Source organism: Mycobacterium sp. MS1601, assembly GCF_001984215.1.
GTDB lineage: Bacteria > Actinomycetota > Actinomycetes > Mycobacteriales > Mycobacteriaceae > Mycobacterium.
Genome location: NZ_CP019420.1, coordinates 164,676 through 191,183, shown reverse-complemented (window position 1 = coordinate 191,183; position 26,508 = coordinate 164,676). Strand labels below are relative to the sequence as shown.

At 67.2% G+C, this 26,508-nt stretch carries 21 protein-coding genes, 1 tRNA gene and 1 pseudogene; 9 read left to right on the top strand and 14 right to left on the bottom strand.

Translation table 11 applies throughout. The annotated features are described in order from the left end of the window. Nucleotides 1-107: 107 nt before the first annotated feature. From BVC93_RS00935 to BVC93_RS00925, 3 genes and pseudogenes are all read left to right on the top strand, one after another. Nucleotides 108-395, top strand: a complete 288-nt coding sequence (locus tag BVC93_RS00935) for a hypothetical protein (RefSeq protein ID WP_083735524.1) — start codon at nt 108-110, stop codon at nt 393-395. Between the two features lie 18 nt (nt 396-413). After that, nucleotides 414-645, top strand: a pseudogene (locus tag BVC93_RS33840) (hypothetical protein). A gap of 44 nt (nt 646-689) precedes the next feature. Continuing rightward, the gene (locus BVC93_RS00925) at nt 690-1,289 is read left to right on the top strand and encodes a GNAT family N-acetyltransferase (protein ID WP_083735523.1); all 600 of its coding nucleotides are present in this window, start codon (nt 690-692) and stop codon (nt 1,287-1,289) included. Nucleotides 1,290-1,360: 71 nt separating this feature from the next. Here BVC93_RS00925 and BVC93_RS00920 read toward each other — a convergent pair whose 3' ends face one another. The 9 genes from BVC93_RS00920 to crcB (BVC93_RS00880) form a co-directional block, all read right to left on the bottom strand. Beyond that, the gene (locus BVC93_RS00920; RefSeq protein ID WP_083735522.1) at nt 1,361-2,185 is read right to left on the bottom strand and encodes an alpha/beta hydrolase; all 825 of its coding nucleotides are present in this window, start codon (nt 2,183-2,185) and stop codon (nt 1,361-1,363) included. 65 nt (nt 2,186-2,250) lie between these two features. Beyond that, on the bottom strand, nt 2,251-3,075 hold the full coding sequence (locus BVC93_RS00915; RefSeq protein ID WP_083735521.1) for an alpha/beta fold hydrolase: 825 nt from the start codon (nt 3,073-3,075) through the stop codon (nt 2,251-2,253). 54 nt (nt 3,076-3,129) lie between these two features. Continuing rightward, a complete protein-coding gene (locus BVC93_RS00910) occupies nt 3,130-5,859 on the bottom strand; it encodes a helix-turn-helix transcriptional regulator (RefSeq protein WP_083735520.1) in 2,730 nt (909 codons plus the stop codon). A 43-nt stretch (nt 5,860-5,902) separates the two neighbouring features. After that, on the bottom strand, nt 5,903-7,057 hold the full coding sequence (gene mbtN, locus BVC93_RS00905; RefSeq protein ID WP_083735519.1) for a mycobactin biosynthesis acyl-ACP dehydrogenase MbtN: 1,155 nt from the start codon (nt 7,055-7,057) through the stop codon (nt 5,903-5,905). Further along, nucleotides 7,054-8,631, bottom strand: coding sequence for a long-chain-fatty acid--ACP ligase MbtM (mbtM, locus tag BVC93_RS00900; RefSeq protein WP_083735518.1), 1,578 nt, complete (start codon nt 8,629-8,631; stop codon nt 7,054-7,056). The genes mbtN and mbtM overlap by 4 nt, the downstream gene beginning before the upstream one ends. After that, nucleotides 8,628-8,888 (bottom strand): acyl carrier protein, encoded by a 261-nt coding sequence (locus tag BVC93_RS00895; RefSeq protein ID WP_083735517.1) that lies wholly within the window; start codon nt 8,886-8,888, stop codon nt 8,628-8,630. Before BVC93_RS00895 ends, mbtM begins: the two co-directional genes overlap by 4 nt. Nucleotides 8,889-8,953: 65 nt before the next feature. Further along, entirely contained in the window at nt 8,954-9,919 is a 966-nt protein-coding gene (locus tag BVC93_RS00890; RefSeq protein ID WP_083735516.1) for a DUF190 domain-containing protein, read from the bottom strand. Then, the gene (gene crcB, locus BVC93_RS00885) at nt 9,916-10,254 is read right to left on the bottom strand and encodes a fluoride efflux transporter CrcB (protein ID WP_236950376.1); all 339 of its coding nucleotides are present in this window, start codon (nt 10,252-10,254) and stop codon (nt 9,916-9,918) included. Before crcB (BVC93_RS00885) ends, BVC93_RS00890 begins: the two co-directional genes overlap by 4 nt. Nucleotides 10,255-10,277: 23 nt before the next feature. Beyond that, a complete protein-coding gene (gene crcB / locus BVC93_RS00880; RefSeq protein ID WP_083735514.1) occupies nt 10,278-10,664 on the bottom strand; it encodes a fluoride efflux transporter CrcB in 387 nt (128 codons plus the stop codon). A 108-nt stretch (nt 10,665-10,772) separates the two neighbouring features. On the opposite strand from crcB (BVC93_RS00880), the gene pgm reads away from it, so the two are divergent. The 3 genes from pgm to BVC93_RS00865 all read left to right on the top strand — a co-directional run bounded on the left by pgm (nt 10,773) and on the right by BVC93_RS00865 (nt 13,798). Further along, the gene (pgm, locus tag BVC93_RS00875; RefSeq protein WP_083735513.1) at nt 10,773-12,407 is read left to right on the top strand and encodes a phosphoglucomutase (alpha-D-glucose-1,6-bisphosphate-dependent); all 1,635 of its coding nucleotides are present in this window, start codon (nt 10,773-10,775) and stop codon (nt 12,405-12,407) included. After that, nucleotides 12,404-13,669 carry an MFS transporter gene (locus BVC93_RS00870; RefSeq protein ID WP_083735512.1) on the top strand — a complete coding sequence of 422 codons (1,266 nt, stop codon included), beginning with the start codon at nt 12,404-12,406 and terminating at the stop codon, nt 13,667-13,669. The genes pgm and BVC93_RS00870 overlap by 4 nt, the downstream gene beginning before the upstream one ends. Nucleotides 13,670-13,725: 56 nt before the next feature. Beyond that, nucleotides 13,726-13,798, top strand: a tRNA-Ala gene (locus BVC93_RS00865). Between the two features lie 318 nt (nt 13,799-14,116). Here BVC93_RS00865 and BVC93_RS00855 read toward each other — a convergent pair. From BVC93_RS00855 to BVC93_RS00840, 4 genes are all read right to left on the bottom strand, one after another. Further along, nucleotides 14,117-17,179 (bottom strand): ATP-binding protein, encoded by a 3,063-nt coding sequence (locus tag BVC93_RS00855; protein WP_236950195.1) that lies wholly within the window; start codon nt 17,177-17,179, stop codon nt 14,117-14,119. 279 nt (nt 17,180-17,458) lie between these two features. Beyond that, nucleotides 17,459-17,950, bottom strand: coding sequence for an isoprenylcysteine carboxylmethyltransferase family protein (locus BVC93_RS00850; RefSeq protein WP_157517152.1), 492 nt, complete (start codon nt 17,948-17,950; stop codon nt 17,459-17,461). Between the two features lie 11 nt (nt 17,951-17,961). Further along, nucleotides 17,962-19,017, bottom strand: coding sequence for a type III polyketide synthase (locus tag BVC93_RS00845; protein ID WP_083735510.1), 1,056 nt, complete (start codon nt 19,015-19,017; stop codon nt 17,962-17,964). Then, nucleotides 19,004-19,843, bottom strand: coding sequence for a UbiA family prenyltransferase (locus tag BVC93_RS00840; RefSeq protein ID WP_083735509.1), 840 nt, complete (start codon nt 19,841-19,843; stop codon nt 19,004-19,006). Before BVC93_RS00840 ends, BVC93_RS00845 begins: the two co-directional genes overlap by 14 nt. Nucleotides 19,844-19,947: 104 nt before the next feature. Between BVC93_RS00840 and BVC93_RS00835 the strand changes: the two genes are divergently transcribed. The 3 genes from BVC93_RS00835 (at nt 19,948) to BVC93_RS00825 (ending at nt 23,227) form a co-directional block, all read left to right on the top strand. Beyond that, on the top strand, nt 19,948-20,991 hold the full coding sequence (locus tag BVC93_RS00835; protein WP_157516716.1) for a class I SAM-dependent methyltransferase: 1,044 nt from the start codon (nt 19,948-19,950) through the stop codon (nt 20,989-20,991). Nucleotides 20,992-21,217: 226 nt separating this feature from the next. Beyond that, a complete protein-coding gene (locus BVC93_RS00830; RefSeq protein WP_083735507.1) occupies nt 21,218-22,477 on the top strand; it encodes an alpha-hydroxy acid oxidase in 1,260 nt (419 codons plus the stop codon). Nucleotides 22,478-22,570: 93 nt separating this feature from the next. After that, a complete protein-coding gene (locus tag BVC93_RS00825; RefSeq protein WP_192860149.1) occupies nt 22,571-23,227 on the top strand; it encodes a hemerythrin domain-containing protein in 657 nt (218 codons plus the stop codon). On the opposite strand, the gene BVC93_RS00820 is transcribed toward BVC93_RS00825, so the two are convergent. Further along, nucleotides 23,169-26,441: a BTAD domain-containing putative transcriptional regulator gene (locus BVC93_RS00820; protein WP_083735505.1), complete on the bottom strand. Its 3,273-nt coding sequence runs from the start codon at nt 26,439-26,441 to the stop codon at nt 23,169-23,171. The genes BVC93_RS00825 and BVC93_RS00820 overlap by 59 nt on opposite strands. Nucleotides 26,442-26,508: the final 67 nt, after the last annotated feature.

Here is a 26,508-nt window from a genome sequence, read left to right as displayed (position 1 = left end):
GATGCCGGCGTTTCGCGGGCGGGTGGCAGCCGCGCTGCAGAGCGCATCGCTGACCAGGACGTAGCCATGACCGAACGTTGAATTCTGCTCTTGCGGTGTCGAGGATCATGGGTATGGGCTGGTCAGTAGCTGTCGCGGCGGTGTTCGTGTGGTTGGGCATGGTCGTGGCGATCTCGTTTGTGGAAGCACCGCTGAAGTTTCGTGTCCCAGGCGTGACACCGGCGCTGGCGCTGGTACTGCAGATCGTGGCGGTTCGGCCGGTCCTGAGTCGACGTTCCGATGAGGTACTGGCTGGAGCCGACGGTTCGCGGTCCCGTGCGCACCATGGCTACGTGGCACTCGAGGTGGTCAAGGTGATCGCTTTGCTGACAACGGGCATTCTGTTGCTCCCGTGACGGATTCGAGGACAAGCCATGGAGACGCTCTCTCTCGAACAGGTTGTCGACGAGCAGTTGGCCGCAGCGCGGGAGACTCACAGCGGACATGCCGCGCACTCGGTGAGCACGACAGTCCCGGGGAAGCGACGCTGCAAGTGCTGCGCGGCCGTGTGCCCCAGGCGACCTCCTGGTGATGCCACCGACACGGCACGCACTGTCGGCGGTCGATGATTCGGCGGTGCTGCTCACGGTGCTCGCAGACCGCTGAGGAAGGTAAACCTAGCCTGGCCTCGGGTAGGCTTTGCGCTCATCATGACTGACGCGCTGCCCATCCTGCCTCGCGAGCTCACCGACATCACCGATGAGGTCAGGGCGGTGCCGCCGCCGCCCGTTCCGGAGTTGCCGCAGCCGTACTCGATCCGCGTGGTGGATCCCGACCGCGACGCGGCGATGCTCTCGGAGTGGATGAATCGCCCGCACCTGGCCGAAGCGTGGGAGTACGACCGTCCGGTGCAGTGGTGGCACGGCTACCTTCGGGCCCAGCTCGCCGGTGAGTACTCACGCCCCGTGATCGGCAGCTTCAAAGGTGAGGACTACGGCTACGTCGAGGTCTATCGCGCGGCCAAGGATTCCATCGCCCCCCGCTACGACGCCGACCCCTGGGATCTGGGCCTGCACGCTGCCATCGCGGACGTGAACATCGTCAACCGCGGGTTCGGCCCGATCCTGTTGCCGCGCTTGGCTGCCAGTCTGTTCAACATCGAGCCCCAGTGTCGGCGCATCATGTTCGACCCCGATTACCGAAACACCGGCGCTCGCCGCCTGTGTGAGTTCGCAAAGTGCGACTTCCTGGGCGAGCACCAGATGTCGAATCGGCGGATGGCGCTGTATGCGATGAACCGTCCGGGTTGATTGACTCGACGACACGGCGGCGAAAGAACCGGCGAGCAAGGGCCAGACCACGGGAATTCCGGTAGTCCGGTTCAGACGTGCTTACCTCTGGGCGCGGTGTCCGCGTACGCCAGTGCCCAGTCCAGTGCGTGATCGGCTACCGCCTCCCAGCCGGGAGCTCCACAGGTCCAGTGGTCACGGCCTTCGAACTCGAAGTACTCGGTGACAGCCGGTGACGAGGCGTAGTGCTTGGCATTGGACTTGTTGACCGCTGGGGGCATGATGTGGTCCTTCTCGCCGCCGATGAAGAGCAACGGGGCCCTGTCGGCCTTGTAGTCCACCCACGTCTCCTGATGGCCTGGTTTGTAATTCGCAAGCAATCCGTAGGCCCACACCCAGCTACCAGGGGCGGCGATGGCATAGCGCTCCCACACCTTGTCGGACTCGTCGCGCTCCAGGGTGTTGGTGAATGCGTAGTGGAACTCCTCGGGGGTGAACCCGACAGCCCGGTGGTAGTTCGCCGGGTTCTTCAACGCCGGGAACAGTGATTTCACCTGAGACAGCGGGCTGACACGAACACCTTCGGTGGGTGCGGAATCGAAGACCACACCGGCCGCGCCCAACCCCCGGGCCAGGAGCAGCTGGGTCATGATCCCACCGAAGCTGTGCCCCATGATGATCGGTGGCACCTCCACCGATTCGACGACGGAGGCCAAATGGTCGACGGTTTCTGGGACGGTCAGGTTCGCGATGACGTCCGGGTTGTCGCGCAGCGCTTCCACCTCGATGTCGAAGCCGGGGTACGCCGGTGTCAGGACTCGGTAGCCCTTGCTCTCGTAGTACGGCACCCAGTGCTCCCAGCTGCGGGGCGTCACCCACAGGCCGTGGATCAAGACAATGGTGTCGCAGGCAGTCATGCTGGCTTCCTTTCTTGGGATTTCGGCGTGATTCCAACCGCTCAGCGACGGGAATCACGCCGAAATCACTGGTTGATGAAGGTGAGGAGGTCGGTGTGCAGGCGGTCGCGGTCGGTGTCGGGCAGTCCGTGGCCGGACCCCTCGTAGACGATCAGGGTGGCGCCGGCGACCAACTCGGCCGACCGCTTTCCGCCCACCTCGAACGGAACGATCTGGTCGTCGTCGCCGTGAATGACCAGGGTGGGGACGTCGATCGTGGCAAGGTCCGGTCGAAAGTCGGTGGCCGAGAACGCCGCGATGCACTCGTACGCGGCGCGGTGCCCGCACGCCATGCTCTGCAACCAGAACGCGTCGCGAACGCCCTGGGACACATCGCCGCGTCGGTTGTGCCCGAAGAACGGCCCGTCGGCGAAGCTCCGATAGAGCTGTGAGCGATCCGCCAGCTCGCCGCTGCGGATCTTGTCGAAGACATCCGACGGCAGTCCGGCGGGGTTGTCGTCGGTGCGCAGCATCAGCGGCGGAACCGCGGACACCAGAACCAGTTTCGCGATCCGCTGCGACCCATGCCGGGCCAGGTAGCGGACAACTTCGCCGCCGCCGGTGGAATGCCCCACCAATGTCACACCGGTGAGATCCAAGGTGTTCAGCAGCGTGGCCAGATCGTCGGCGTAGGTGTCCATCTCGTTGCCGTGCCAGGTCTGGCTGGAGCGGCCGTGGCCGCGGCGGTCATGGGCGACGGCGCGATGGCCGTGGGTGGCCAGGAACAGCGCGGTGGCCTCCCAGGCGTCGGCGTTCAACGGCCAGCCGTGGCTCAGCAGGACCGGGCTGCCGTCCAGACCCCAGTCCTTGTAGAAGATCTGCGCGCCGTCGTCGGCGGTCACAAAGGGCATGCGGCCAGTGTGTCGACCACGGCCGCCCTCCGAACCACGTGTTGTTCGTAGTGATCAGGTGGCTGTGCGGAACCGCTCGCTGAGTTGGCGCCGCGAGGAGACCCCGAGCTTGCCGAACACTTTGCGCAGGTGGTAGTCGACGGTGTTGACGCTGATGAACAGCGACGCCGCGATTTCAGCGTTGGTGGCGCCGCCTGCAGCCATGCCTGCCACCGCCGCCTCCCGCGGCGACATCTCCACGCCCGCCACCGATTCCCGCTGGGCCGGGCTCTCCCCGGTGGCGGCGAGTTCGGCGCGCGCCCGCTCGGCAAAGGCAGTCGCTTCGATCCGTTCGAAGATCTCCAGCGCCGCCCGCAGCTCCACCCGCGCGGCGCGTCGACGCTTGCGCCGGCGCAGCCACTCGCCGTAGAGCAGTCGCGCGCGCCCCAGCTCCATCGGTACGGACACCGTGGACAACAAGTCGACGGCCAGTTGGTAGTGCTGTTCGTCATCGTCGAGCAGCGCCCGGCAGCGATGGTCGAGTCCGTGCAGCCACGCGGCGTCGTTGACGTCGGCCATTCTCGAGAGGGTGGCGGCCGTCTCGGTGGCCGCCTCGAGATGGCCGGTGCGGTAGGCGGATTCGGCGAAATCGGCGAGTTGCAGATAGGTGACCTGCAGGAAGGGCCGCGCGACGAGTGGCTGCAGACGGTCGAAGGCGGCGTCGTAGCGGTTCTCGGCGATCTCGCGCACGGCCAGCGCGGCGTGGGTGGACAGGTGCACACCGCCGAAGCCCATCTGCGCGATCAGCGAAGCGAGTCCGTCGACATGCTCGGCGGGGGTGTCGGACCAGGCGAGGACGGGGACGTTGACGACGTTCTCTGCCTCGTATCCGATGGCCCGCCGCAGTTCGCGAACCTGGTCCATGAACATCCGTGCTGTGGCCGGGTCGCCACGACCCACTTCGAACGACGCCCGCACCCACAGCACTGTGTCCAAGGCACGCAGGGTGCCGTTGTCCCTGGCGATGGCGGTCAGTCGGTCGAGATACCGGATGGCGGCAGCGTCGTCGAAAAGGCCGGTGGCGAAAGCTATTCCGACAAATCCACAGTCCTGCAGCATGGAGTCGTCGAGTTCAGCCAGGACGGCCAGTGCCGCTCGCATGGGCGGCACGGCCTGAGCGTAGGGCGCCAGGACGTGTGTCGCCAGCGCCTCCAACAACACCCGCAGCGGGCCCTCGGCGCACCGCACACCCGCCTGCAGTCGGCGGCCGAGTTCCTTGAGGTCGGTGCCCTGCATCTGCTGCTCGGTCACAAGCGCATGCTCGAACGCCTTGAGCAGGGCCTTGTGCTCCAATGTGCAGTCCGCACCGTGGAAGAACTCGGCGGCCTCGAGCATCTGGGCCGGGCCGCGCATCACGGCGGCCGGATCGGCAACGAACATCGCCCACGCCGTCTCGGCCGAGAGCAGTCGTCCGTGCTGCACCGCGTCCAGGTGGTCGGCGTCGATGCGGTCCAGCAGGTCGCGGGACAGATGTGCTGCCCCCGCCGCGCTTGCCGCTTCGGCAGCGGACAACAGTCGCGCATTGCGTTGCGGTCCAGGTGGTGTCAACTCGGCGGCCTGATTCAGCAGGCTGGCCTGAGAGGCCAGGCCGCCGCGGCGCCCCGCGCGCTGGGCCACGTCGTCGAGACGGTCGGCGACCTCTGGTGCGGGACCCAGCGTGGCCTTGGCGGCATGCCAGACCTGCACTTCGAGCAGGTTCAAAGCCTCGGCTTCGTCGGCCAGCATGGAATGGACCCGTCGCCGCTGTGCTCCGGTAGCCGCTGAGTACACCGCGGACCTGATCAGGGGGTGGCGGAAGTCGATGCTGGTGCTGCTGTGTTTGACCAGCCCTGCCGCTGCGGCCGCGGCACCGTCCTGCGGTGAGGATCCCAACTGCGCGGCGGCACGTTCGATGAGGTCGGGGTGCCCGGCCGACGCGGTGGCGGCCACCAACAGCCACGTCTGCGCTTCGGCGGACAGTTCCCGGACCTGCCGCAGGTAGTGCGCCTCGAGTCGCTTCCCGATCGGTACCGGGTCGCCCGCCAGGGTGAGATCGCTGACCTGTCGCACGCTGAGGTCACGGGCAAGGTCGAGCAGTGCCAGAGGATTGCCGCTGGTGGCCTCGGCGATACGTTGTGCGGCAAAAGGATCCGATCCCTCGGCCAAAGTGGTGGTGAGCAGCCGGACCGCTGACCGCGAGTCCAGCCCGGACAGCCGCATCACCTCGATGCCGGCCAGGGCGGTGTCGGTGTCCTGGTGGTCGCGTGAGGCGAACAGCAGCACCGTGGACTCCGCAGTGAGCCGGCGCGCCACGAACGCCAGCACCGACAGCGATTCGGAGTCCAGCCAGTGCGCGTCGTCCATGATGCACACCACCGGTTGGTCTGCGCCTGCTGCCGCACACAGCGCGAGCATGGCCAGCCCCACCAGGAAGCGGTCGGGAACCGGTCCCTCTTGTGCGCCCCAGGCCACCGTCAGTGCGGCACGGTGGCGATCGGTGAGCGTGGGCAGGTACTGCTGCAGTGTCAGCCCCACCCGGTGCAACCCCGCGTACGGCATGGCGGCCTCGGCCTCGTAGCCGTCGACACGGATGACACGCATCCCGGACCGGTCGGTGGTGGCCGCGTCCAGGAGCGCAGTCTTGCCGATTCCGGGTTCGCCGCGCACCACCAGGGCTGCACCCAAGCCGTTGCGGGCCAGGGCCAGCAGTTCCCTGATGGTGGCGAGTTCGCTGTCTCGACCTACCAGGGTGATGGCATCGGTCACGCGCTGACGGTATTGACAATCCCGTGCCCCGGCAACATCAGGCTCAGTCGCGCGGGCCGATCATCGCGTCATAACCCGCGAAGTCCGGCTTCATGGCCGCGGCCACCAGCTCCCACAGCACTTCGTCGGTGCCGCCGCCCACTCGCGCGAGCTTCATGTCGCGCCACCAGCGACCCAACGGCGTCTCGTCCACCAGATAGCCGGAGCCGCCGAAGATGTGCATGCACTCCGAGAGGACCTCCTCGCCAAGACGCGCGGCCGTCACCTTGACCGCAGCGGACGCGCGCAGGTCCAACTTGCCTTGTGCGGCAATGCCGGTGAGCCCGTGGCGCAGCAGATCCACCCGGGCCTGCAGATCGGCCATCCGCAGCCGCAGCGCCTGGTGTTCGAACAGGGTGGCGCCGAACTGGCGACGCTGCACCATGCGGGCGTGGGTGATGCCGAGGATCCGCTGACAAGACGATGCCACCTGCCCGGCCACCGACATACGCTCATGAGCCAGGCCCCAGGAGATGGCGGCCAGGCCGGTGCCGGGGCGGGCCACCAGATGGTCGGCGGGGACCCAGGTGTCGATGTGCACCGCCGCGGTGTCCAGTGGGCCTGCCCCCACCTTGCGCCAGGGTGTCTGTACGTCGACCTGTGCTGTGGGCACGGCGATCACCAGGACGTTGCCGTGCCGGCTGGTGGCATCGTGATCGACGCTGCGGGCCACCACCATGATGTGATCGGCGATAGGAGAAAGCGAAACGAACTTCTTGATGCCTCGGATCTCGAAACCATCCCGTGCAGAACGCACTTCGGTTTCCACGATCTGTAGATCCGAGCCGCCCGACTCCTCGGAGGCAGCGATGCACAGCACCGCCCGACCGTCGATGGCCTGCTCGCAAATGGTCTTGAGGTGCTCGGATCTACCGAAGCGGCGTAACAGCGCGATAGCCGAGTCATGCAGGCTGACGCCGACGCCGATGCCCGCTGACCCGAGACGACCGAGTCGGAAGGCGAGTTCGTTGAGTTTGGCGACATCGGGGTGCTGACCGCCCGCGGGGCCCCACTTGCTGCGGAACACCCCACTGGTGCCGAGGTGTTCGATCAACTTGCGGGGAAAGCGTTCGCAGGCTTCGGCTTCGGCGGTCCAGTCGACGATCTGCTGGTCGAAAACCTGGTCGAGCAGCAGACGGTAGGCATCCAGATCACTCATACCCGCACCGCCTGCAGGGTCTGCTTGACTTCGAGTCGCTTCAGCTTGCCCGACGACGTGCGGGGCAGCGAACCCGGCGCCATGAACACCACGTCGGCGGGTACCACACCGCACTGCGAGGCCACTCGTTGCACCAGCTCGCTGCGAGCGCCTGCCTCGTCGGGGCCGCGGAACTCAGCGGCGACGATCAGCCCGGGCCGTGCCGAATCCTTGTCGGCGGCCACCGCTACCACGGCACCGGCACGAACACCGCGCACCTGGGCGGCCACCTGTTCGATCTCGGTGGGGAAGATGTTGCGGCCCGCCACGGTGATCAGTTCCTTGATCCGGCCGCACACCACCAGGCCGGCGTTGGTGAGGTAGCCGAGATCGCCGGTGCGGAACCATTCGCCGGGTGCCAGGCTCTCCTGGCCCAGGTATCCGGACATCATCGAGGTACCCCGGATCTCGACCTCGCCCACGTCGCGCCCTGCGATGGACATGTCCTCGGTGGGATTGATGCGCAGCTCCATACCGGGGATGGGTTCACCCAGCACGGCGTGCCTGCGTACGGAATCGGTTATCGGGTCGATGATCTCGTCGAACAGTAGACCGGAGCCCGGCAGTGGCGACGTGGCGGCGCAGGTCGACTCGGCCAGGCCGTAGGACGGGGCAGCGGCATGTGGGTCAAGGCCGAAACGGCTCAACTCGGTGAGGAACAGCTGAAATCCTTCACAGTCGATGGGCTCGCCGCCGTTCAACGCGAAGCGCACCCGGCTGAGGTCGACATCCGGCACTCGTCGCGCGTACTTGCCCAGCACCGAGTACGCGAAATTCGGTGCGGCGGTGAGGCTTGCGCCACTGTCCGACAGCCAGGACAGCCACCGGAACGGGGAGGCGGAGAACGCCGAGGTCGGCGCCAGCCACATCTCGCCGCCGGTCAGGAACCCGGTGAGCAGGAACGTCAGCCCCATGTCGTGGTACAGCGGCAACCAGGTGCAGCCGATGTCCTGGCTGGGGTCGACGCGGGTGTGTTCGAGCAAGCCGCTCACGTTGCTGAGCACGGCCTCCGGCGACAGCATCGCGGTGCGCGGTGTGCCGGTGGATCCGGCGGTGCCCTGGAGCACCGCGGGGACACCCTCGGGTGTGGGCTGCATGGTCAGGGTGCTTGAGCGCCGATCGTTGCCGACCTCGGTGGCGTCGTGGAAGGTCACCGCGGAGTCGTTGGCGCGCAACAGGTTCAGCTGATCGCCATGGCTGAACACCTGGGACACCCCGATACCGGTGAACCGCCGCGCGGTGGCGTGCGCCCACTGCTGTTCGTCGGCGCCGCGGATGGGGCCGGGCAGGATGGACAGGGAGCGCCCGGCCAGCCAGGCGCCGTGGATGCCGGCGACAAATTCGATGGTCGGTTCACCCACCAGTCCTACGGCGCCGGCTGGTCCGTCGAGGACACGTTCGGCGATGTTCTCGGCCCTGGCGTGGACTTCTTGCCAGGGGTGGCGGACCCACGCCCCGGTGCCTTTGTCGAGCAGGACGAGGTCGTTGGTGGATGCTGTCATTGCCCGCGACAGTGCGGTCGCGAGCGAGCTCACTGGCCGGCCGGCACCTTCGCCAGGATCGCGGCCTCGAGATCACCCACTGTGTTGCAGGTCAGCAGGTCTTCCTCGGAGAGTGCCACGCCGATCTTGTCCTCGATGGCCACCATTCCGACCGCGAAGGCAACCGAGTCCAGGCCCACGTCGTCGATCAGGCGGGAGTCGCGTGTCACGCGGCTGATGTCGACGTTCAGGTCGTCGCGCAGGATCTCCGTGAGGGCCGCGCTGACGGCTTCCGGGCTTGACGTCTCCATGCGGGGCGACGTTACACCGCGGGCTAAAGTAAGGCTACGCTTACCTCCCTGTGGCGGCTGTGATGTCAGTCGGTGTGCAGACTGCCGCGGCTTTGCTCGCCGTGCCGGGCCAGCACTGCGGCCACCGGCTCGCAGGTCACCAGTCCGATGTCGGCGGTCAGCGCGTCGACGATCGGGAACGCGGCGGCAATTCGTTCCTGGGTGTCGATGATCATGGTGTGCACCGGAACGTGGCGGGACAGCTGGAAGAACCGGTCTCCGTGGGGGCGGCTGCCGTCGTGGAAACCCCAGACGCCCCGCAGTGCCGTCGCCCCGCTGCCCCCGGCGTCCTTGAGCGCACCGACCAGCGCCCGGTGAATCGGTCTGCCGTCGTGGCGGGCGTCCTCGGCGGTGCGGACCACCAGCTTCGCGAACGCCGCATCGCTTGGCGGGGTGGCCAACCTCTGCCCTTGCCGTTTGCAGACCTGCACAGGGTGGACCGTCGCCGGGATGTGCGGAAACGTGTCCACCGCCGCGGCAGCCTGTGCAGCTGTGCCGACACCGGAGACCATCAGCGGCACCGACAGGTTGCGGCTGAAGAACTTCCCGCGTCGACGCGTACCGGCGACGGTACCGTCCACTCCGAGAAACACTTCCGCACTGGAGAACCCCAGCCGGTGCAGCACGTCGCACACGGTCACATGGACTCGGTGGTGAAGGTAGAACGTGACCCGGACATCGCCGTCGGTGGGCATGGCGCCGCTGCGTTCCCGGCAGAGCAGGCCGACACCCGTCATGGCGGCGACGTCCTGGGCCAGGGCGCCGATGCGTTCTGGCGTGTCGACGGCGACGATGGCCACCGGCGGATCCTCCGACAGGGTGAGCGTGCGGTCGGTGCGCAGGATGTTGGTGGACCCGAATGAGGCGATACCGCGCAACATCACGCTGGTCGGCACCTCCCGTCGGCCGAACAGTTCCAGCACGGCGTCGGCCAGGAAGCGGCCGCCCGTGCGTTCTCGTTCTGCGAAGTACGCGGTGAAGATCTCGCTCATGTCAACCCTGCCAGCCACTGACCGCAGAAGGCCGCCCCGATCCCCAACACCACGCTGACCACGACGTTGGCCAGCGCCGGCAGGAGCTGGCGTTCCTCAGCCAGCCGATGGGTTTCCAGCATCCAGGTGGAGAAGGTGGTGTACGCGCCCACAAAGGCGGTACCCAGCAGCAGTGCCTGTTCATGGCTGAGTGCCAGCCCGCCCAAGAACCCCAGCAGCAGCGCCCCGCTGATGTTCACTGCCAGCGTGCCGAAGGGAAACGGCCGGCCGACGCGTCGCGACACCGCACGGTCCACCACCAGCCGTGCTACCGCGCCGAACCCGCCGATCACCATGACAGCGGCCCAGATCCAGACGCTCACGCGCGTCGCACCAAGGCCGTCGCCGCGTACACCGCCGCGAACCCGAGCAGCAGGCTGGCTGCGGTGTATCCGGCGGCCAGCGTGAATTCCCGGTGCTCCAGCATCCGCAGAGTCTCGACCTGCATGGTGGAAAACGTGGTCAGCCCGCCGCACAGTCCGGTGCCCAGCAGCGGCCGGCGGTAGCTCGACAACGGCAACCGCTCCAGCAGGCGGGTGGTGAAGTAGCCCAGCAGGAACGCCCCGACGATGTTCACGATGAACGTGGCCCACGGCCACTGGTCGGGATGCGGAGCCAGCTCGGTGGACAACACTGCCCGGGCCAGGGTCCCCACCGCGCCCCCGACGAACACGGCAGCCAGCTCGCGGTTGTCGTGTCCGAACACGGTGCCAGTGTGTCAGGTTCCCGTCACATGCAGGGGTACCGTCGTCGATCGAAGCGGCGAAGTTCACCTATTGCGCGTCCACTGGACGGGGTGGGCAGAATTGAGGGCGTGGCAGCCAACCCTCGCGCCGGTCAACCCGCGCAACCAGAAGACCTGATCGATGTTCCGCACCTGCTCACCGCCTACTACTCGATCCAGCCGGACCCCGAGGACATCGCCCAGCAGGTGGTGTTCGGCACCTCAGGACACCGCGGCTCGGCACTGGACGGTGCGTTCAACGAGGCCCACATCCTGGCGACGACGCAGGCCATCGTCGAGTACCGCGCCGGCCAGGGCACCACCGGCCCGCTGTTCATCGGCCGCGACACCCATGGGCTCTCCGAACCTGCCTGGGTCTCGGCCCTCGAGGTGCTGGCCGGGGGTGATGTGGTCGCCATGATCGACTCCGCCGACCGCTACACACCCACCCCGGCCGTCTCGCACGCCATCCTCGCCTATAACCGGGGCCGGACCTCCGATCTGTGCGACGGCATCGTCGTCACCCCGTCGCACAACCCGCCCCGCGACGGTGGGTTCAAGTACAACCCACCCAACGGCGGCCCCGCCGACACCGACGCCACCGGCTGGATTGCCAAGCGCGCCAATGAGATCCTGCGCGGCGGACTCAAGGACGTGAAGCGCGTTCCGCTGGATCGCGCGCTGACGATGCATCGGCGTCATGACTACCTCGATGCCTATGTCTCCGATCTGCCCAACGTCGTCGACATCCACGCCATCCGCGCCGAGGGAATACGTATCGGAGCCGATCCGCTGGGCGGCGCCTCCGTCGACTACTGGGCCGCCATCGCCGAGCGGCACAAGCTGGAGCTGACGGTGGTGAATCCACTGGTGGATGCGACGTGGCGGTTCATGACGCTGGACACCGACGGCAAGATCCGGATGGACTGCAGCTCGCCGAACGCCATGGCGTCGCTGATCGGCAAGATCGGTGACTACCAGATCGCCACCGGCAACGACGCCGACTCCGACCGCCACGGCATCGTCACCCCTGACGGCGGCCTGATGAACCCCAACCACTACCTGGCCGTGGCCATCGACTACCTCTACACCCACCGGCCCAACTGGCCCGGTGAGGTGGCCGTCGGCAAAACCGCGGTCAGCAGTTCCATCATCGACCGGGTGGTCGCCGGGATCGGGCGCAAACTCGTCGAGGTGCCCGTCGGCTTCAAGTGGTTCGTCGACGGACTCATCGGCGGCACAATCGGATTCGGTGGTGAAGAGTCTGCCGGGGCATCGTTTCTGCGCACCGACGGCTCGGTGTGGACCACCGACAAGGACGGCATCATCCTGGCGCTGCTGGCCTCGGAGATCCTGGCCGTCACCGGTTCCACCCCGTCGCAGCGCTACGCCGAACTCGCCGACAAGTACGGCGCGCCCACCTACGCCCGTATCGACGCTCCGGCCGACCGGGAGCAGAAAGCCAAGCTGGGCAAGCTGTCTCCCGAGCAGGTGTCGGCGACCGAACTGGCTGGTGAACCCATCACCGCGAAGCTCACGTCCGCTCCCGGCAACGGTGCTGCCATCGGCGGGCTGAAGGTCACCACGGAGAATGCCTGGTTCGCCGCCAGACCATCCGGCACCGAGGACGTCTACAAGATCTACGCCGAGTCCTTCAAGGGGCCCGAGCATCTGGCGCAGGTGCAGGAAGCCGCCCGCGAGGTCGTCAACGCCGTCATCTCGTGAGTGCTGTCTCCGACGGCGAGTGTTCGGTTGCCACCAAGCCCAAGCTGCCCGGTGAGGTCTGGGTCCTGATCTTCTCCAACGCGGTCATCGCGCTGGGTTACGGCGTGGTGGCGCCGGTACTGCCGGAGTACGCCCGGCATTTCGGCGTCAGCATCAGCGCCGCAACGTTCGTCATCACCGCGTTTGCGTTGATGCGACTGGCGTTCGCCCCAGCCGCGGGCTCGTTGATCCAGCGGCTGGGGGAGCGGCGCATCTACGTCAGCGGCTTGCTGATCGTCGCGCTGTCTACCGGTGCCTGCGCCTTCGCCGAAACCTACTGGCAGCTCTTGCTGTTCCGGTCGCTGGGCGGTATCGGTTCGACGATGTTCTTCATCTCGGCGCTGGGGCTGATGATCCGGATCAGCCCGGACGACGCCCGCGGCCGGGTGGCGGGCATGTTCTCTTCGGCTTTCCTGATCGGATCAGTGGGTGGACCGGTGCTGGGCAGTCTGACTGCCGGGCTTGGCCTTTCGGCACCGTTCCTGATCTACGGCGGCGCGCTGCTGGTGGCCGCCGCAGTGGTGTTCATCAGCCTGCGCAACTCGTCGCTGGCGGCGCCGGAGACCGAGATCACCGAGACGGTGACGGTGCGTCAGGTGCTGCGCAACGGCGCCTACCGGGCGGCGCTGCTGTCCAACTTCGCGACGGGCTGGACCGCCTGGGGGCTGCGGGTGGCGCTGGTGCCGTTGTTCGTCACCGAGGTGCTGCACCGTGGCGCCGGGTTTGCCGGGCTGGCGCTGGCGACGTTCGCGATCGGAAACGTGTGTGCGGTGGTGCCCAGCGGCCGCATTTCCGACCGGTGGGGACGACGCTGGCTGCTGATCCTCGGGCTCACCGTCGCCGGCTTCTCGACGGCTGTGGTGGGCCTCAGTGACAACCTGGTGCTGTTTCTGGTGTCGGCCTACGTGGCGGGTTTTGCGACGGGCATCTTCAGCTCGCCACAGCAGGCTGCGGTGGCCGACATCATCGGCAGCAAGGCGCGCGGAGGCACGGCGGTGGCCACCTTCCAGATGATGGCCGATGTGGGTTCCATCGGCGGCTCGCTGTTGGTCGGGTTGATCGCGCAGTACCTGTCGTTCGGATGGGCGTTCATGATCAGCGGGGTCATCCTGCTGCTGGCGGCCGTCGGCTGGCTGTTGGCGCCCGAGACTCGGCCCAAGCCCGAACCGGTGCACACCCCGGCCCGTCCCTTGGGGCCAGAAGGGTGCGGAGAGATACCCTGACCAGCAATTTTGGTTGGTGTTCATCCGGTGGTGTAGTTTCGTACCGCACCACACAAGGGGCTATGGCGCAGTTGGTAGCGCACCACACTGGCAGTGTGGGGGTCAGGGGTTCGAATCCCCTTAGCTCCACCCTTGAAACCCGCTTCGACTTCGGTCGGGGCGGGTTTTTGGTGTGTGGCCACTCCCCGCTACAGGGCCCTCGGACGTGTGCCCGAGGGAACCGGTGAGGTTGCCGGCCGGCCTCGTCAGAAGGCGTTCAGTGTTTGCGTGGTCGGCAACCCGACAGGGGTGTGTCCGGTGTCCATGCAGTGCTGAAGAACATCCAGCACAGCACTACCGCGAAGCCAGCGACGCTTGCCAGACCAACCGCATTGACAGTTGCCAGTGTTGTTCAACCACTCTTGGAGCAGGTATGCCATAGGTTCCCCCATGATTGCCAGCATAGCTCTAGCTATCAGAACATGTGTCAGTTGAATTGCCGTAGCCCATCGCCTCGGCCCAAGCGGTATGCCCGTCGAAACCGAGCGAGGTCGACAACGCGACATACCGGCCGAGCAGTTTTGGATACGCGTCGTCGCGCCGGGCCCGCGCCAGCAGCGTGCGCAGCTGCAGCAGCGTGATGTCACGCACCGCCGAAGCATCGTCTGCCCGCAGATCGGCCAATCGATCGATCACCTGCTGCGCCTTGGTGAGGTCATCCTCGGCGCCGCTGTCCAACAGCGTCTCTACCAGCACGCGGGTAGCCCAGATCCCGAACCCGAGCCGTTCTCTGTGGTGCAGTTCTTCAACGGCCCGGTTCATGTCGGCGACGGCGGCTTCGCGGTCGCCGTGGTGTGCCTTCTCCCGCGCGATCCACGTGTCGGCGACCGGCGCCATGGCCGGCACTCCTGCCTTCAGGCTGAGGTCGCGGAACCGCAGCATCAGATCGAGGCCACGGCGACGCTCGGCGGCGCTGTCCCGATTGAGCAATGCGCTGGCCATCGTGAAGGTGACGAGACCAACGGCGATGTCGTTGCCGGCCTGCGCGACGATCGACAGTGCGGTTTCGATGGTGTCCAGAGCGGGCTCATCGACCCTGACCACCCCGTACAGAATCGCCAACCCGTAAGTCCAGCCGATGACGATGGCGAGGACACCTGGATCGCTGCGCCCTGCCAACTCGATGGCCTCGTCGAGGTCATCACGCCACCCAGGGCGACCCAGCCACCACCGAGCGGTACTGCGGAATGCCAGCGCAGTGGCCAGCGGTGACGTCAACCCGAAGGCCGATCCCATGGCCGCGTCTCCGTGGGCGGCGTCGATCACGGCCTGCGTCCACCGCAGAGTCTCGCTCAACTCGCCGGAGTCAGACCAGTTGCAGAACGCGACGAAGGCAAGGCCCACCATCGGCGTGTGATCGTCGAGCGATTCCAACAGCGTCATCTGTTCGGACGCCAGGGGCGAGCCTTGCCGTGAACGACCCGTGTACATCAGCTCGGTGATCACGCCGGACATCCCGATGGCAAGCGAGATCTTGTCTCCCGCCGCGCTGCACAACACCCGCAGTTCCTCGAAGCGTCCCAGGTTGTCGTGGCTTGTCGCGCCCGCGTTTCCCCATCCGCCGGTGGCGCACAGCATGGTGCGCGCAGCGATGCGCATCGGCAGTCGGCCGGGATCCTCGACCGGCAGTTCGTCGGCGATGCGGCGCGCCTTGTCCCAGCTGATCCGGGCGGCACCGACATCGCGGGTGTTGCACCAGGCGGCCGCACTCATGTACCAGCCGTATGCGGTGTGGGCCTCGCCCGCGGATTCCAGGTGCCCGGCGATCAGTGTGGCGTTCTCCTGCGCCAAGTCTGGAGCACGTTCTTGAATCGCCGTGGCGACCCGTCGATGCCACTGTGCCCGTTCGGATTTCAGCTGCGACTCATAGGTCACCGCGCGGATCAGCGGATGTCGGAATGCGTACTCGGCACTCGGACCGGGGCGCACCAGCTCGATCAGCTCGGCATTCAGCGGCTCGTCGAAGGCGGCATCAAAACCCAAGGCCGACAACAGCTCCGCACCGAAGCGCTCGCCTATCACCGACGCCGCATTCAACGTCAGCCTGGCCGCGCTGCCCAACAGGTCGATGCGCGCGCCGATGGCCGCTGCGACCGTGGCGGGCACGCTCAGGTTCGTGGCATCCGTTCGGGTGGTGTAGCCGCCGCGTTCGCCGTCCAGTACTCCACGCTGGACCATCTCGAGCACCATCTCCTCGACGAAGAACGGGTTGCCCGCCGCCCGCTCGGTGATGGCTGCTGCCAACCGGTGAACCGAGGGATCTGATCCGAGCCACTCGTCCAGAAGGGTGACGACCTCGGCATCCATCAGTGGGTCGAGCGCCATCATCTGAGCCTTGTCGCCCCGCAGAAGTACACCCTCGTGCGTGGGCCGCGACGTCATCAGCACCATCGTCGAGGTGCGCGGGAGCACGGTGAGGAGGTCGGCCAGCATGGATTCACTGACCGGGTCGATCCAGTGCACGTCCTCGACGACGAACAGCGTCGGCCGGCGTCGGGCCATCGCCCAGGTGCTGATCATCGCGGTCAGCCTGCGCCGCCGGACCTCCGGGTCCATCTGCGGCACACTGATGTTCGGCTCGGCGATACCCAGGAGGTCGTCGAGTAGGAGCAGATCGTCGGGGTCGGCGGCCGGAACCTGTTGACGCACTGAGACGCGGGCGGTGGGGCCGTCGAGGTCGGCAATTCCGTGAGCGGCCCGCAGCAGCCTGGAGATGACATGGAAGGGGGCATCACCGGTGTGCGATTCGCAGAACGCCCAGAAAACCTCGACTCCGCGTCCGGCCGCCGAGGTAGCCGCTTCCCTCGCCAAGCGGCTCTTGCCGATGCCCGGTGGTCCCACCACGGTGAGCGCGCCACCGCATTCTGCGGTGGTGCGCTCCAGTGCCGAACTGATGGCCGCGAGTTCGCCCCGCCGTCCCACCAGAGTCGCCTCGGTACCTCGACTCGCCGCAACGCGCGGGCCGATCGAGACCAGGCGCCGCCCGCGAACCGGGCGTTCGCGGCCTTTGATGTGCAGCCATTGCGGCTCTGCCAACTGCGCAGTGTGCTCGACCAGTCGCGCGGTGTTCTCCGACAGCATGACTCCGCCGGGAGGTGCCACCGATTCCATTCGCTGAGCAAACCCGACCGTCTCGCCGGTGGCGGCATAGCGAGGTGTGCCCGCGCCTAACTCACCGGCGATCACCCGCCCTGAATTCATACCGATGCGTAGCTGAAGCGTCACGCCGTCACGGTCCAAGATCTCGGCGGCCTGTCGATGTGCTTCGTCCTGCATGGACAGTGCGGCAAGGCAGGCGCGGAAAGCGTGATCCTCCAAGGCAATCGGAGCGCCGAACAGCACCATGAGTCCATCGCCGGTGTATTCGACAGTGTCGCCGCCGTAGCGGTGCGCCACTGCAACCGCGCGTTCCAGCAGGTCCGTCATGACCTCGCGCAAGCGCTCGATATCGAGTTCCGCCGCAAGATCCATCGATCTCACCACGTCGGCGAAGAGCACCGTCACCTGCTTGTATTCAGCGGGCCTAGGTGGCGGCGTGAGCCGGGCGCCGCACTGGCTGCAGAAGTTGCCCGCAGGGCGGCAAGACGCACCACACGATGCGCAGATCAGTTCCGTCGCGGTGATTTCACCGCCATCCCCGTCGGCACCCACACAACGATGGTGACATCGCTTGTTGCACGCTGTCCGGTGATTCGTCTCGCGCCGTAGGGCTGGCGGTTGCACGACGGCGAGGTCAGTCGGATCCGACCGTCACGCCGCCGTGGTCAAGGCCTGCGTCTCACACCGCAACCGCACCGTCAGCAGCGCGGCGTTCAGCACGGTGAAGACAGTTGCGGTGATCCATGCGGACCCGGCCAGTGGCAACGCAGCTCCTTCGATCACCACTGCCACATAGTTCGGGTGCGAGAACCACCGGTAGGGGCCGATGTTCACCAGCGGTACCTGTGGCAACACGATCACCCGTGCCGTCCACCGGACGCCCAGTGTGCTGATGCACCACCAGCGCAACACATTTGCTGCCACCACCAGAGCGATCATCGGGTAGCCCAGCGCCGGGATGAATTCGCGATGCAGTACCAGGGGCTCGACCCAGCAGCTGACCACGAATCCGACGTGCAACGCGACCATCACGGGGAAGTGCCGCTGTCCGAACTCGACACCCCCGCGGCGCAACAGCTCAGTGGCGTGGCGCTGGGAGACCACCAGCTCAGCCACCCGCTCGACCATGATGAGGCCGAGCATCACGAAGTAGATCACCACTGCAGCAACACCAGTTCGACGCTGACTCCCGGTCCCAGCCCGATCATCAGGCCGGTCGATCCCGGCGGCGGTGCAGCGGCAACGATCTGCTCGAGGATGTGCAGCACCGACGCCGAGGACAGGTTGCCGACGTCGGCGAGTGAACGACGGCTCGACGCCACGGCACTGTCGGGCAACTTGAGGCTGTTCTGCACGGCATCAATGACTTTGGGGCCGCCGGGGTGACACACCCAGGAAGTGATGTCGTCGACGGTGAGGTCGTGTTCGGCGAGGAATCCGGTGACGCTGCCCGCCAGCCGTTGCTCCACCGCATCGGCCAGGTCGGATCGCAGTACGATGCGGAAACCGTCGCCGCCCAGTCGCCAACCCAGGGTGTCGATGCTGTCGGGGTACACCTCGCTGCGGGTGGCGACCACCCGCAGGCCCTGCTGTCCTCCCGTGGCCACCAGCGCCGCCGCGCCGTCACCGAAGAGTCCGCTGCTCACCAGATCCGCGGTCGTGACATTGCCCATCGGCCAACTCAGCGAACAGAGTTCGACAGCCAGCACTGCGGCGTGGTGGTCGGGCCAGGCCAGCAGATAGTCGTGCAGCCGGGACAGGGCGGCCGCGCCGGCGACGCAACCGAGCCCGAAGATGGGTACTCGCTTGATATCTGGCCGCAGTCCAAGCCGGGTGATCAGCCGCGCGTCGAGGGACGGGACGGTCACACCGGTCACCGAGGTGACGATCAGCAGGTCCAGGTCGGCGGCAGGCACCTGCGCTGACTCCAGCGCGCTGCGCAGCGCCTGCTCCCCGAGATCGGCGGCTTCCTCGACGTAGCGGCTATTGGTCAGCTCGATGCCGCGCAGCTGGTCGTACTCGGCGATGGGCAACACGATGTTGCGGTACTGGACGCCGGCGTTGCCGTGCAGACGTTCCAGCAGCGCACGCTCGTCCGGACCAACCCCGCTGAGTTCGGCTACTTTTGCCGTCAACTCCGCTTGCGGATAACGATTCCGGGGAAAGGCGGACCGGACGCCGAGGATCCGACTGTGCTCAGGTCTGCGCATAGCCGACCACCACCAACAGCACGACGTCGACAGCCGCGATCCCGAACGCGGCAGCGAACGGTACCCGGCCCTTGCCCAGGGCGCCGACCAGGGCCAGCAGGGCGGCCACGCCCAGTCCGACAACAGCGATCCGGTGGAAACCGGAGGCCGGCACCAGCAGCACCGACGCCGACAGCAGGAACACCAACGCCAGAACCCGCACCGATCGAGCTCCCCAGCGGGCACCCACCATTTGGGGCAGCCCGTTGACACCGGTGGCCCGGTCGGCGGCGAGGTCGGGCAGCACGTTGGCAAAATGCCCACCCAGACCCACCAGAGCCGCTGCTGCGGTGGCGTACCAGGCCGGCATCGGCTGGCCCGGCAGCGTGCTGGCCGCATAGGCGGGGATGGGACCAAACCCCAGTAGATACATCAGAGCGGACGCCGGAGTCGATTTCAGCCGGAGGTTGTAGATCCAGCCCGCGCCGACAATCACCGCGAGCAGTGATGCAGTGAGGGGGCTGATGGCAAGCGCCGACACCAGGGCGACCGCCAGTGCTGCGAATGCCGCGATCCAGGCTGTCCGCACGCTGACGGTGCCGGCAGCGACCGGCTTGTCGGTGCGGCCCACTGCTGCGTCTCGACCGGCATCCGCGGCGTCGTTGGACCAGCCGATCGACAGTTGACCAGCCAGCATCGCCACCGCCGCCAGGACAAGGTCCGGGCCGGACGGCGCCAAGAGCGTGGCCAGTGCGGTGATCGCCAGCGAGGGTCCGGCGTGGCCGGCGATGATCAAGGCTCGGACACGTGTGAGGGTGCGGGACGGTGTTCGGGCGTGAACCGTCATCGTCGGCCTCCCCTCATGTCTGCGCGCGGTGGGAGAAACAGCAAGTCAACGCGAGACCGAATGCTGACATGGTAGTAAAAATCGATGGTGAACGGACTTGTTCGGTGAGGCTGGTCCTGCGCGGTGCCAATCCCGCTGAATGGCTTGCTTTGCGGGCCGGCATCGTTCCCACTGCCGCCGCGGAAGCGTGGGGTGGTATGGCATTGTCGGCGGTGATGGTGACCGCGGTGCAAACCGGCATCACCGCTCGACTGGCGCAGCAACCGTCGACGGTTGCCGAACTGGCGGCCGACCTGCACCTGCACCCGGTGCCCACCCGTTTGCTGCTCGACTGTCTGCGTTCAGGTCGTCACGTCACTGTCCGGCGTGGCCGCTACCGGCTGACCCGTGCGTCGCGCCGTTGGCTGGACCCGGAATCCCGGTTGTCCGTTGCGCAGTACGTGGCCGGCACCGCCGACTACTGGCAGTGGTGGGCACAACTCGACGAGGTGACTCGCCACGGTCGGCCCACGGGGCATCATGACGCGCCGCCCGACGATCCGTACTGGCGGCGGTATCTCGGCGGCCAGGTGGAACTGGCTCGTCTGAGTGCTGACGAAGTGGCCAAAAAGTTCAGGCTTCCCGCAGATTCGCGGAGGCTACTGGACATCGGTGGCGGCCACGGCTGGTACTCGGCACAGCTGTGTCGCCGTTATCCGCGCCTGACCGCGACGGTGCTAGACCTGCCGGGCAGTGCCGCAATCGGTCGCGAGATCATCGCTGACGCTGGGTTGAGTGACCGGGTGGTGCACTGCGACGGGGACGCGACGACGGCCGATCTGGGCAGTGGTTACGACGCCGTGCTGTGCTTCAACCTGTTGCACCACTTGACATCTGAGCAAACGGTGGATTTGTTCAGACGCGTTCGCGATGCCCTGGCTCCCGGCGGGGTGTTCGCCGTCATGGACGCGTTCGCCGAACCGGGCCGACGCTCGTCGGCGCAGGCCAACGTCCTCGGCCTGTTCGTCTACCTCAGCTCCGGGGCGCAGGTGCATCCGCCGCAGCGGTTGTCCGGCTGGCTTCGAGATGCCGGATTCGGTGAACCACAGCGGATCCGGATTCTGCGAATCCCTGGACAAGCGTTGTACGTGGTCGGCAGGAACGGCTGATCGCTCACGCCACTGGGTCGGCGTCGCCTTCGTGCTGTTCTTCAGCGGACTCCGCAATCCGAGGGTGACGGTTGGTTGGGAGGTGGGGTCGAGTGCGCTTGGGGTATGTCCGTCTTCGTGATTGTGGAAACCGCGGCCTTGAGTGTGGTCGGGCCACACGATAGTGTGTGGTCCGACCACATCGTAATGGCGTGCTTTCCGGCCCCGCCCCAGCAAGGATGAAGTGATGATCAAGCGCCAGCTTCCCAAGGTTCACGACCTGGCCCCGCTGCTGCAGTTCAAGAAGCCCAGCCTGGACTTCAAGCAGAACCGGCTGAACAAGGCGCAGACCGTCTACGACCTGCGCAAGATCGCCAAGCGTAGGACCCCGCGGGCAGCCTTCGACTACACCGAGGGTGCCGCCGAGGCCGAGATCTCGCTGGCCCGGGCTCGGCAGGCGTTCGAGGACATCGAGTTCACGCCGTCGATCCTGCGCAACGTCGCCGACGTCTCCACCGGCTGGGAGGTCCTGGGCGCCCCCGTGTCCCAGCCGTTCGGCATCGCCCCCACCGGCTTCACTCGGATGATGCACACCGAAGGCGAGATCGCGGGCGCGCATGCTGCGGCTCGTGCCGGCATCCCGTTTTCGTTGTCCACCATGGGCACCACGGCCATCGAGGACGTCAAGGCGGCAAACCCGAATGGCCGCAATTGGTTCCAGCTGTACATGTGGAAGGACCGCGAGCGGTCCATGGCGTTGGTGGATCGCGCCGCCAAATCCGGATTCGACACCCTGCTGGTCACCGTCGACGTACCCGTCGCCGGCGCCCGGCTGCGCGACAAGCGCAACGGTTTTTCACTGCCGCCGCAGCTGACCATGAGCACCGTGGTCAACGCCATTCCGCGGCCGTGGTGGTGGTTCGACTTCCTGACCACCGAACCGCTGTCCTTCGCGTCGCTGGATCGTTGGTCGGGCACCGTCGGTGAACTGCTGGACTCCATGTTCGACCCCACGGTCGACTTCAACGACCTGCGCTGGATCCGCGACCAGTGGCCGGGCAAGGTCGTGGTCAAGGGCATCCAGAGCCTCGACGACGCCAAGAAGGTCGCCGAAGTGGGTGTCGACGGCATTGTGCTGTCCAACCACGGTGGCCGCCAACTGGATCGCGCCCCCATCCCGTTCCACCTGCTGCCCGAGGTGGCCAAGGAGGTGGGTTCGGAATACGAGATCATCGTCGACACCGGCATCATGTCGGGCGCCGACGTGGTGGCTGCGGTGGCCCTCGGTGCCCGGTTCACCCTGCTGGGCCGCGCCTACCTGTACGGCCTGATGGCTGGCGGCGAGGCGGGCGTGGACAAGATGATCGAGATCGTCAGCGGCCAGATCGCGCGGACCATGCGCCTGCTGGGGGTGTGCTCGCTGGAAGAGTTGGGCCCTGAACACGTCACCCAGCTGGTGCGTCTGGTGCCGCGTTCGCAGGCGGCGACGGCGCTGACAAGTCGCTGACCAAGTCGCCGACAAGTCGGCGGCAAGTGGGCTGATCGACAGTGGGTCGCGAAATGGGGTGAGTCGCACCCCGCTGTCGATCAGGAGCCCATGATGACCACCGAATTCACCACCGCCGCCCCCGACGTTCTCGGCATGCGGATCGCACACCGCGTGATGCTGCGCGACCTGGACCGCACCACCGGCATCACCATGGCGATCGCCGATGGCGGAGCGCCGATCACCGGACGCCGGGTGCGGGCACTGGCGAAATACCTGGAGTTGATGGGCGAATCCATCCACCATCACCACCACGCCGAGGACGACATCCTGTGGCCTGTCATCGAAGCCCGCGCGGGGTCGCACATCGATCTGGCGCCGCTGACCGAGGACCACGAAGCGCTGGGACCCAAGCTCGACGGCCTGCGCGTCGCCGTGGGGCTGTTCGAGGCCGAGCCCACCCGGCGGACCGCCGCGGTGGTGGCGGCCCGCCTGGTCGAGATGCGCAACCTGCTGACCGAGCACATCGCCGAGGAAGAACGCGATACGTTCCCGGTGATCCGGCGCTACCTGTCGGTGGACGACTGGCGTGACGTCGAGGCGCGGATTCGCAAGCACGCCCGGATGTCGTTCGAGCTTCCCCGCATCGCCGCCGCCGTGACTCCCGACGAGATGGCCACCCTGAAGAAAGACGCCGGGCCGATGATCAACATCATGCTGGCCTTGGTCGGTCCCCGGTACCGCCGGCTGGAGAAGGCCATCTGGTGCTGACAGCAAGGTCGGCGGCCACCTGCGCGCGCAGGGTGGCGGCGTCGGCACGATGCCGCGCCGCATCGGCCGCCCGGCCCAGCGCCTCGGCCAGTACCGCCAGCGCTTCGTCGACGGTTCCGAAGGCCACGGAACCGGAATCGACTCCAGCGATCCGACCCGCCCACGGAGCCAACTCGGCATACGCCTGGCCGCATGCCTCGACGTCACCCATCCGCGCCGCGGCCCGCGCCAACAGGGCCATCCGCGCCAGCCAGTAGTAGTTGCGGCGCACCGGAGTCCGCTTCGCCCACCAGGTCCGGGCTTCCTCGGTGCGGCCAGCGTCGAGAAGGCACAACACCAGCGCCTCGTTCATCGCGTCGGGATACACCTGATGCACGGCGGTCATCACGTCCGCCAGACCTGACAGGTCGCCACGGGCGAAGGCCAGGACGAGTTCGAACACGACCGCGACCTCACCGGCGTTGGACATCCCGGTGTCGGCCATCTGTTTGGCGATCCGGTGATATTCGTGCTCAGCCTCGTCAAGGCGGCCCGCCAGGACACAAAGCACCGCGTGATAGACCTCGACCACCTGCACCAGCGCGGCGAGCTGGCCGGTGGTGGAGCGTTCGACGGCCAGGTCGGCCTGGCGAATGGCCTCCGGCAGATCGGTGCGGGCGCTGGCGCACAAGAACAGGAACCAGTGCGCCAAGGCCTCGTACCCCAGCAGTTCGTGGTGTTGCGCAACGGAAAGCAGTTCGGCGGCAAGCGGTTCCCGCTCGGTCGCCAGATCCGGGCCCAGCGCCAGATAGGCACGAGCATTCAGTGCCGCGCACAGCGCCAACGGATCGTCGCACCCGCGCGCCAGTGCCAGCGCCTGCTCCGACCACTGCGCCACCTCTGCCATTCCGTATGCGGCGGCGTCGTTTTCCGTCTCGAAGATCAGGGCCACATACAGCCACACTCGGGTCACCGGATCGGTATCGGAACAATCCTGCAGAACGCGCCGCAGCGGCACCTCGATATCGGTGTCATCACCTTCAAAACCGTTGACCGTCCACGAGATCGGAGCCCGGTACGAGGTCAGGGCAGCAAGGAGCAGCGCTTGGTTGTCAGCGGCCAGTCGCACGGCGCGTGCCCGGGCGGGACGGGCCTTCTTGGCTGCACCGCCTTGCGCGGCCGCGGCGGTGAGCAGGATGAGCATCCGCACCTGGTCGCTCACCGCCACGCCGTCGCCGGACAACTCCGCCATCCGCAACGCAGACTCGGCCAGCGTGGCGGCCTCGGTGGGGGAGTTCAGTGCCATCGCCTGTTGTGCTGCGGCGTAGGCCAGCTGCGCGGCATCGGCCGCGGTGGCGGGTGTGGCCGCGGCCAGCCCGTGGTGGGCCAAAGCCGCGATGTCCGGTGACGACCCGCGGCGCAGCTCGGCCAATGCGGCGGCGTGCCAACGGGCTCGGCGCAGCGCGGGGGTGTCTTCGTAGAGGGTGTCGCGCACCAGAGCGTGGGTGAAGCGCACCCGGCCGGGGGCGGGTTCATCGAGCAGCCCGGCCAGCACGGCCGCTTCCAGGCCGTCGAGCACCTCTTCCTCGTCTCGGCGGGCGATGATCAGCAGGAGGTCCACCTCGAGTTCGCGACCCAGTACGGCAGCCTGCTGGAGCACCGTCCGAGCCGATCCCGGCAGCCGGGACAGCCGACGACGCAGCACATCCCGGACGCCCGCCGGCACCGCGGCGGTGGCCCCGGACCGGCCCTCGGCGGCGAGCAGCCGGGCGAACTCGGTGACGAACAACGGGTTACCGCCGGTGCGTTCGATCAGCCGGTCGATCACCTGGTTGTCGCGGTGGAAGCCGGGAGCGTGGTCACGGACCAAGGTGGTGATGCCGTCGCGGCTCAGGCCCCCGAGTTCGAGTCGATGTGCGGTCACCGCTGCCAGTGCCGCCCAGGTGGCGGCCAGGTCGGGTCCTGCTTCCGAGGGCCGGTAGGCCGCCAGCATCAACACCGGCAGGTCCGCGAGATCGTGTGCCAGGCTGCGTAACAGCTGCAGAGTGGCGCCGTCGGCGCGATGCAGATCGTCCAGGATCACCAGTAGTGGACTGTGCACAGCGCGGACGGCGGCGGTGACTGCGGCGGCCAGCTCGAACGCCGAACCCGACGCAGGTGCCGGATCCCCCAGCGCCTGAGCCACTTCGGCCCACGCCCACGCCGGGGGAGCGCCGTCCACCTCCGGGCAGCGACCCCGTGCCACCGTCCATTCGCGGGCTGCCAGGCGGTCGGCCACCACGTCGGCCAGTGCGGTCTTGCCCGCGCCCGATTCCGCGCTCACCCACACCACGTGCAACCCGTGCTGGGTGACTGTCTGTGCTACGTCATCGAGGCGCTGCAACTCCTCGGCGCGGCCCACCAGGGTGGCGTGATGCCGAGTTGCGGGCACTGGTGCTTTCGATATCGAAACAGCGTGGTGAGGAAGAACTTCGAGCAGATCCTCGGACTGGTCGAGGATCTTGGCTTCCAGCGTCCGCAACGCTGGGCCGGGATCGATGCCCAGTTCGTCGGCGAGGCGCTCCCTGGCTGCGCGCAGCTGTGCCAGGGCGTCGCTCTGGCGGCCCGCCCGGTATAGGGCGAGGGCGAGTAGGCGCACTGTTTCTTCACGCAGCGGATCGTCGAGGAGGTGACGCTCCAACTCGGGGATGATCGCCGACTCCTGTCCGAGTTCGAGGCTGACGGCGGCGTGCTGCTCCACGGCGGCGGCCCGTAAACCGGCCAGCCGCGTCGCCTCGGTTGCGGCCCAGTCGGTGTCGGTGAACTCCGGCAGCACCGCTCCGGTGCAGGAGTTCAGCGCTGTCCGAAGCAGTTGTGCGCGTTCACGTGGGTTGCTCACCGTGGCGGCATCGCGCAGCAGTGCCTCGAACCGCCACGAATCGACGGCGTCGAACGGGAGTCGCAACGCGTAGCCCGGCGGTGAACTGACCAAGACCTGCGCGGGTGCCCGGCGGGTGCGGGCCGGCTCGAGTACACGGCGCAGGTTGGAGATGTGGACCTGCAGGGCCCCGAGGGCCTTCGGGGGTGGTTCGCCGGTCCAGATGTCGTCGATGATGCGGTCGGTGGACACCACCTCGCCGGCGGCGACTGCGAGCCGGGCCAGCACCGCCCGGGGTTGGGGACCTCTGAGCTCGATGATCTCACCGGCAACCCGGACCGTCAGCGGCCCGAAGAGGGTGATCTGGACGTCGCTCATCGCACGACAGGATATGCAGTGTCGGAGGATCGGGCGTTTGGGGAGCCGCCCCACGGGTCATCATGGC

What these genes read in the sequence shown, in the direction of transcription:
- BVC93_RS00935 (WP_083735524.1), top strand. Translation starts at nt 108, where the DNA reads ATGGGTATGGGCTGGTCAGTAGCTGTCGCGGCGGTGTTCGTGTGGTTG.
- BVC93_RS00925 (WP_083735523.1), top strand. Translation starts at nt 690, where the DNA reads ATGACTGACGCGCTGCCCATCCTGCCTCGCGAGCTCACCGACATCACC.
- BVC93_RS00920 (WP_083735522.1), bottom strand. Translation starts at nt 2,185, where the DNA reads ATGACTGCCTGCGACACCATTGTCTTGATCCACGGCCTGTGGGTGACG.
- BVC93_RS00915 (WP_083735521.1), bottom strand. Translation starts at nt 3,075, where the DNA reads ATGCCCTTTGTGACCGCCGACGACGGCGCGCAGATCTTCTACAAGGAC.
- mbtN (WP_083735519.1), bottom strand. Translation starts at nt 7,057, where the DNA reads ATGAGTGATCTGGATGCCTACCGTCTGCTGCTCGACCAGGTTTTCGAC.
- BVC93_RS00895 (WP_083735517.1), bottom strand. Translation starts at nt 8,888, where the DNA reads ATGGAGACGTCAAGCCCGGAAGCCGTCAGCGCGGCCCTCACGGAGATC.
- BVC93_RS00890 (WP_083735516.1), bottom strand. Translation starts at nt 9,919, where the DNA reads ATGAGCGAGATCTTCACCGCGTACTTCGCAGAACGAGAACGCACGGGC.
- crcB (WP_236950376.1), bottom strand. Translation starts at nt 10,254, where the DNA reads ATGGTGATCGGCGGGTTCGGCGCGGTAGCACGGCTGGTGGTGGACCGT.
- BVC93_RS00855 (WP_236950195.1), bottom strand. Translation starts at nt 17,179, where the DNA reads ATGGATCTTGCGGCGGAACTCGATATCGAGCGCTTGCGCGAGGTCATG.
- BVC93_RS00850 (WP_157517152.1), bottom strand. Translation starts at nt 17,950, where the DNA reads ATGCTCGGCCTCATCATGGTCGAGCGGGTGGCTGAGCTGGTGGTCTCC.
- BVC93_RS00845 (WP_083735510.1), bottom strand. Translation starts at nt 19,017, where the DNA reads ATGCGCAGACCTGAGCACAGTCGGATCCTCGGCGTCCGGTCCGCCTTT.
- BVC93_RS00840 (WP_083735509.1), bottom strand. Translation starts at nt 19,843, where the DNA reads ATGACGGTTCACGCCCGAACACCGTCCCGCACCCTCACACGTGTCCGA.
- BVC93_RS00830 (WP_083735507.1), top strand. Translation starts at nt 21,218, where the DNA reads ATGATCAAGCGCCAGCTTCCCAAGGTTCACGACCTGGCCCCGCTGCTG.
- BVC93_RS00825 (WP_192860149.1), top strand. Translation starts at nt 22,571, where the DNA reads ATGACCACCGAATTCACCACCGCCGCCCCCGACGTTCTCGGCATGCGG.
- BVC93_RS00820 (WP_083735505.1), bottom strand. Translation starts at nt 26,441, where the DNA reads ATGAGCGACGTCCAGATCACCCTCTTCGGGCCGCTGACGGTCCGGGTT.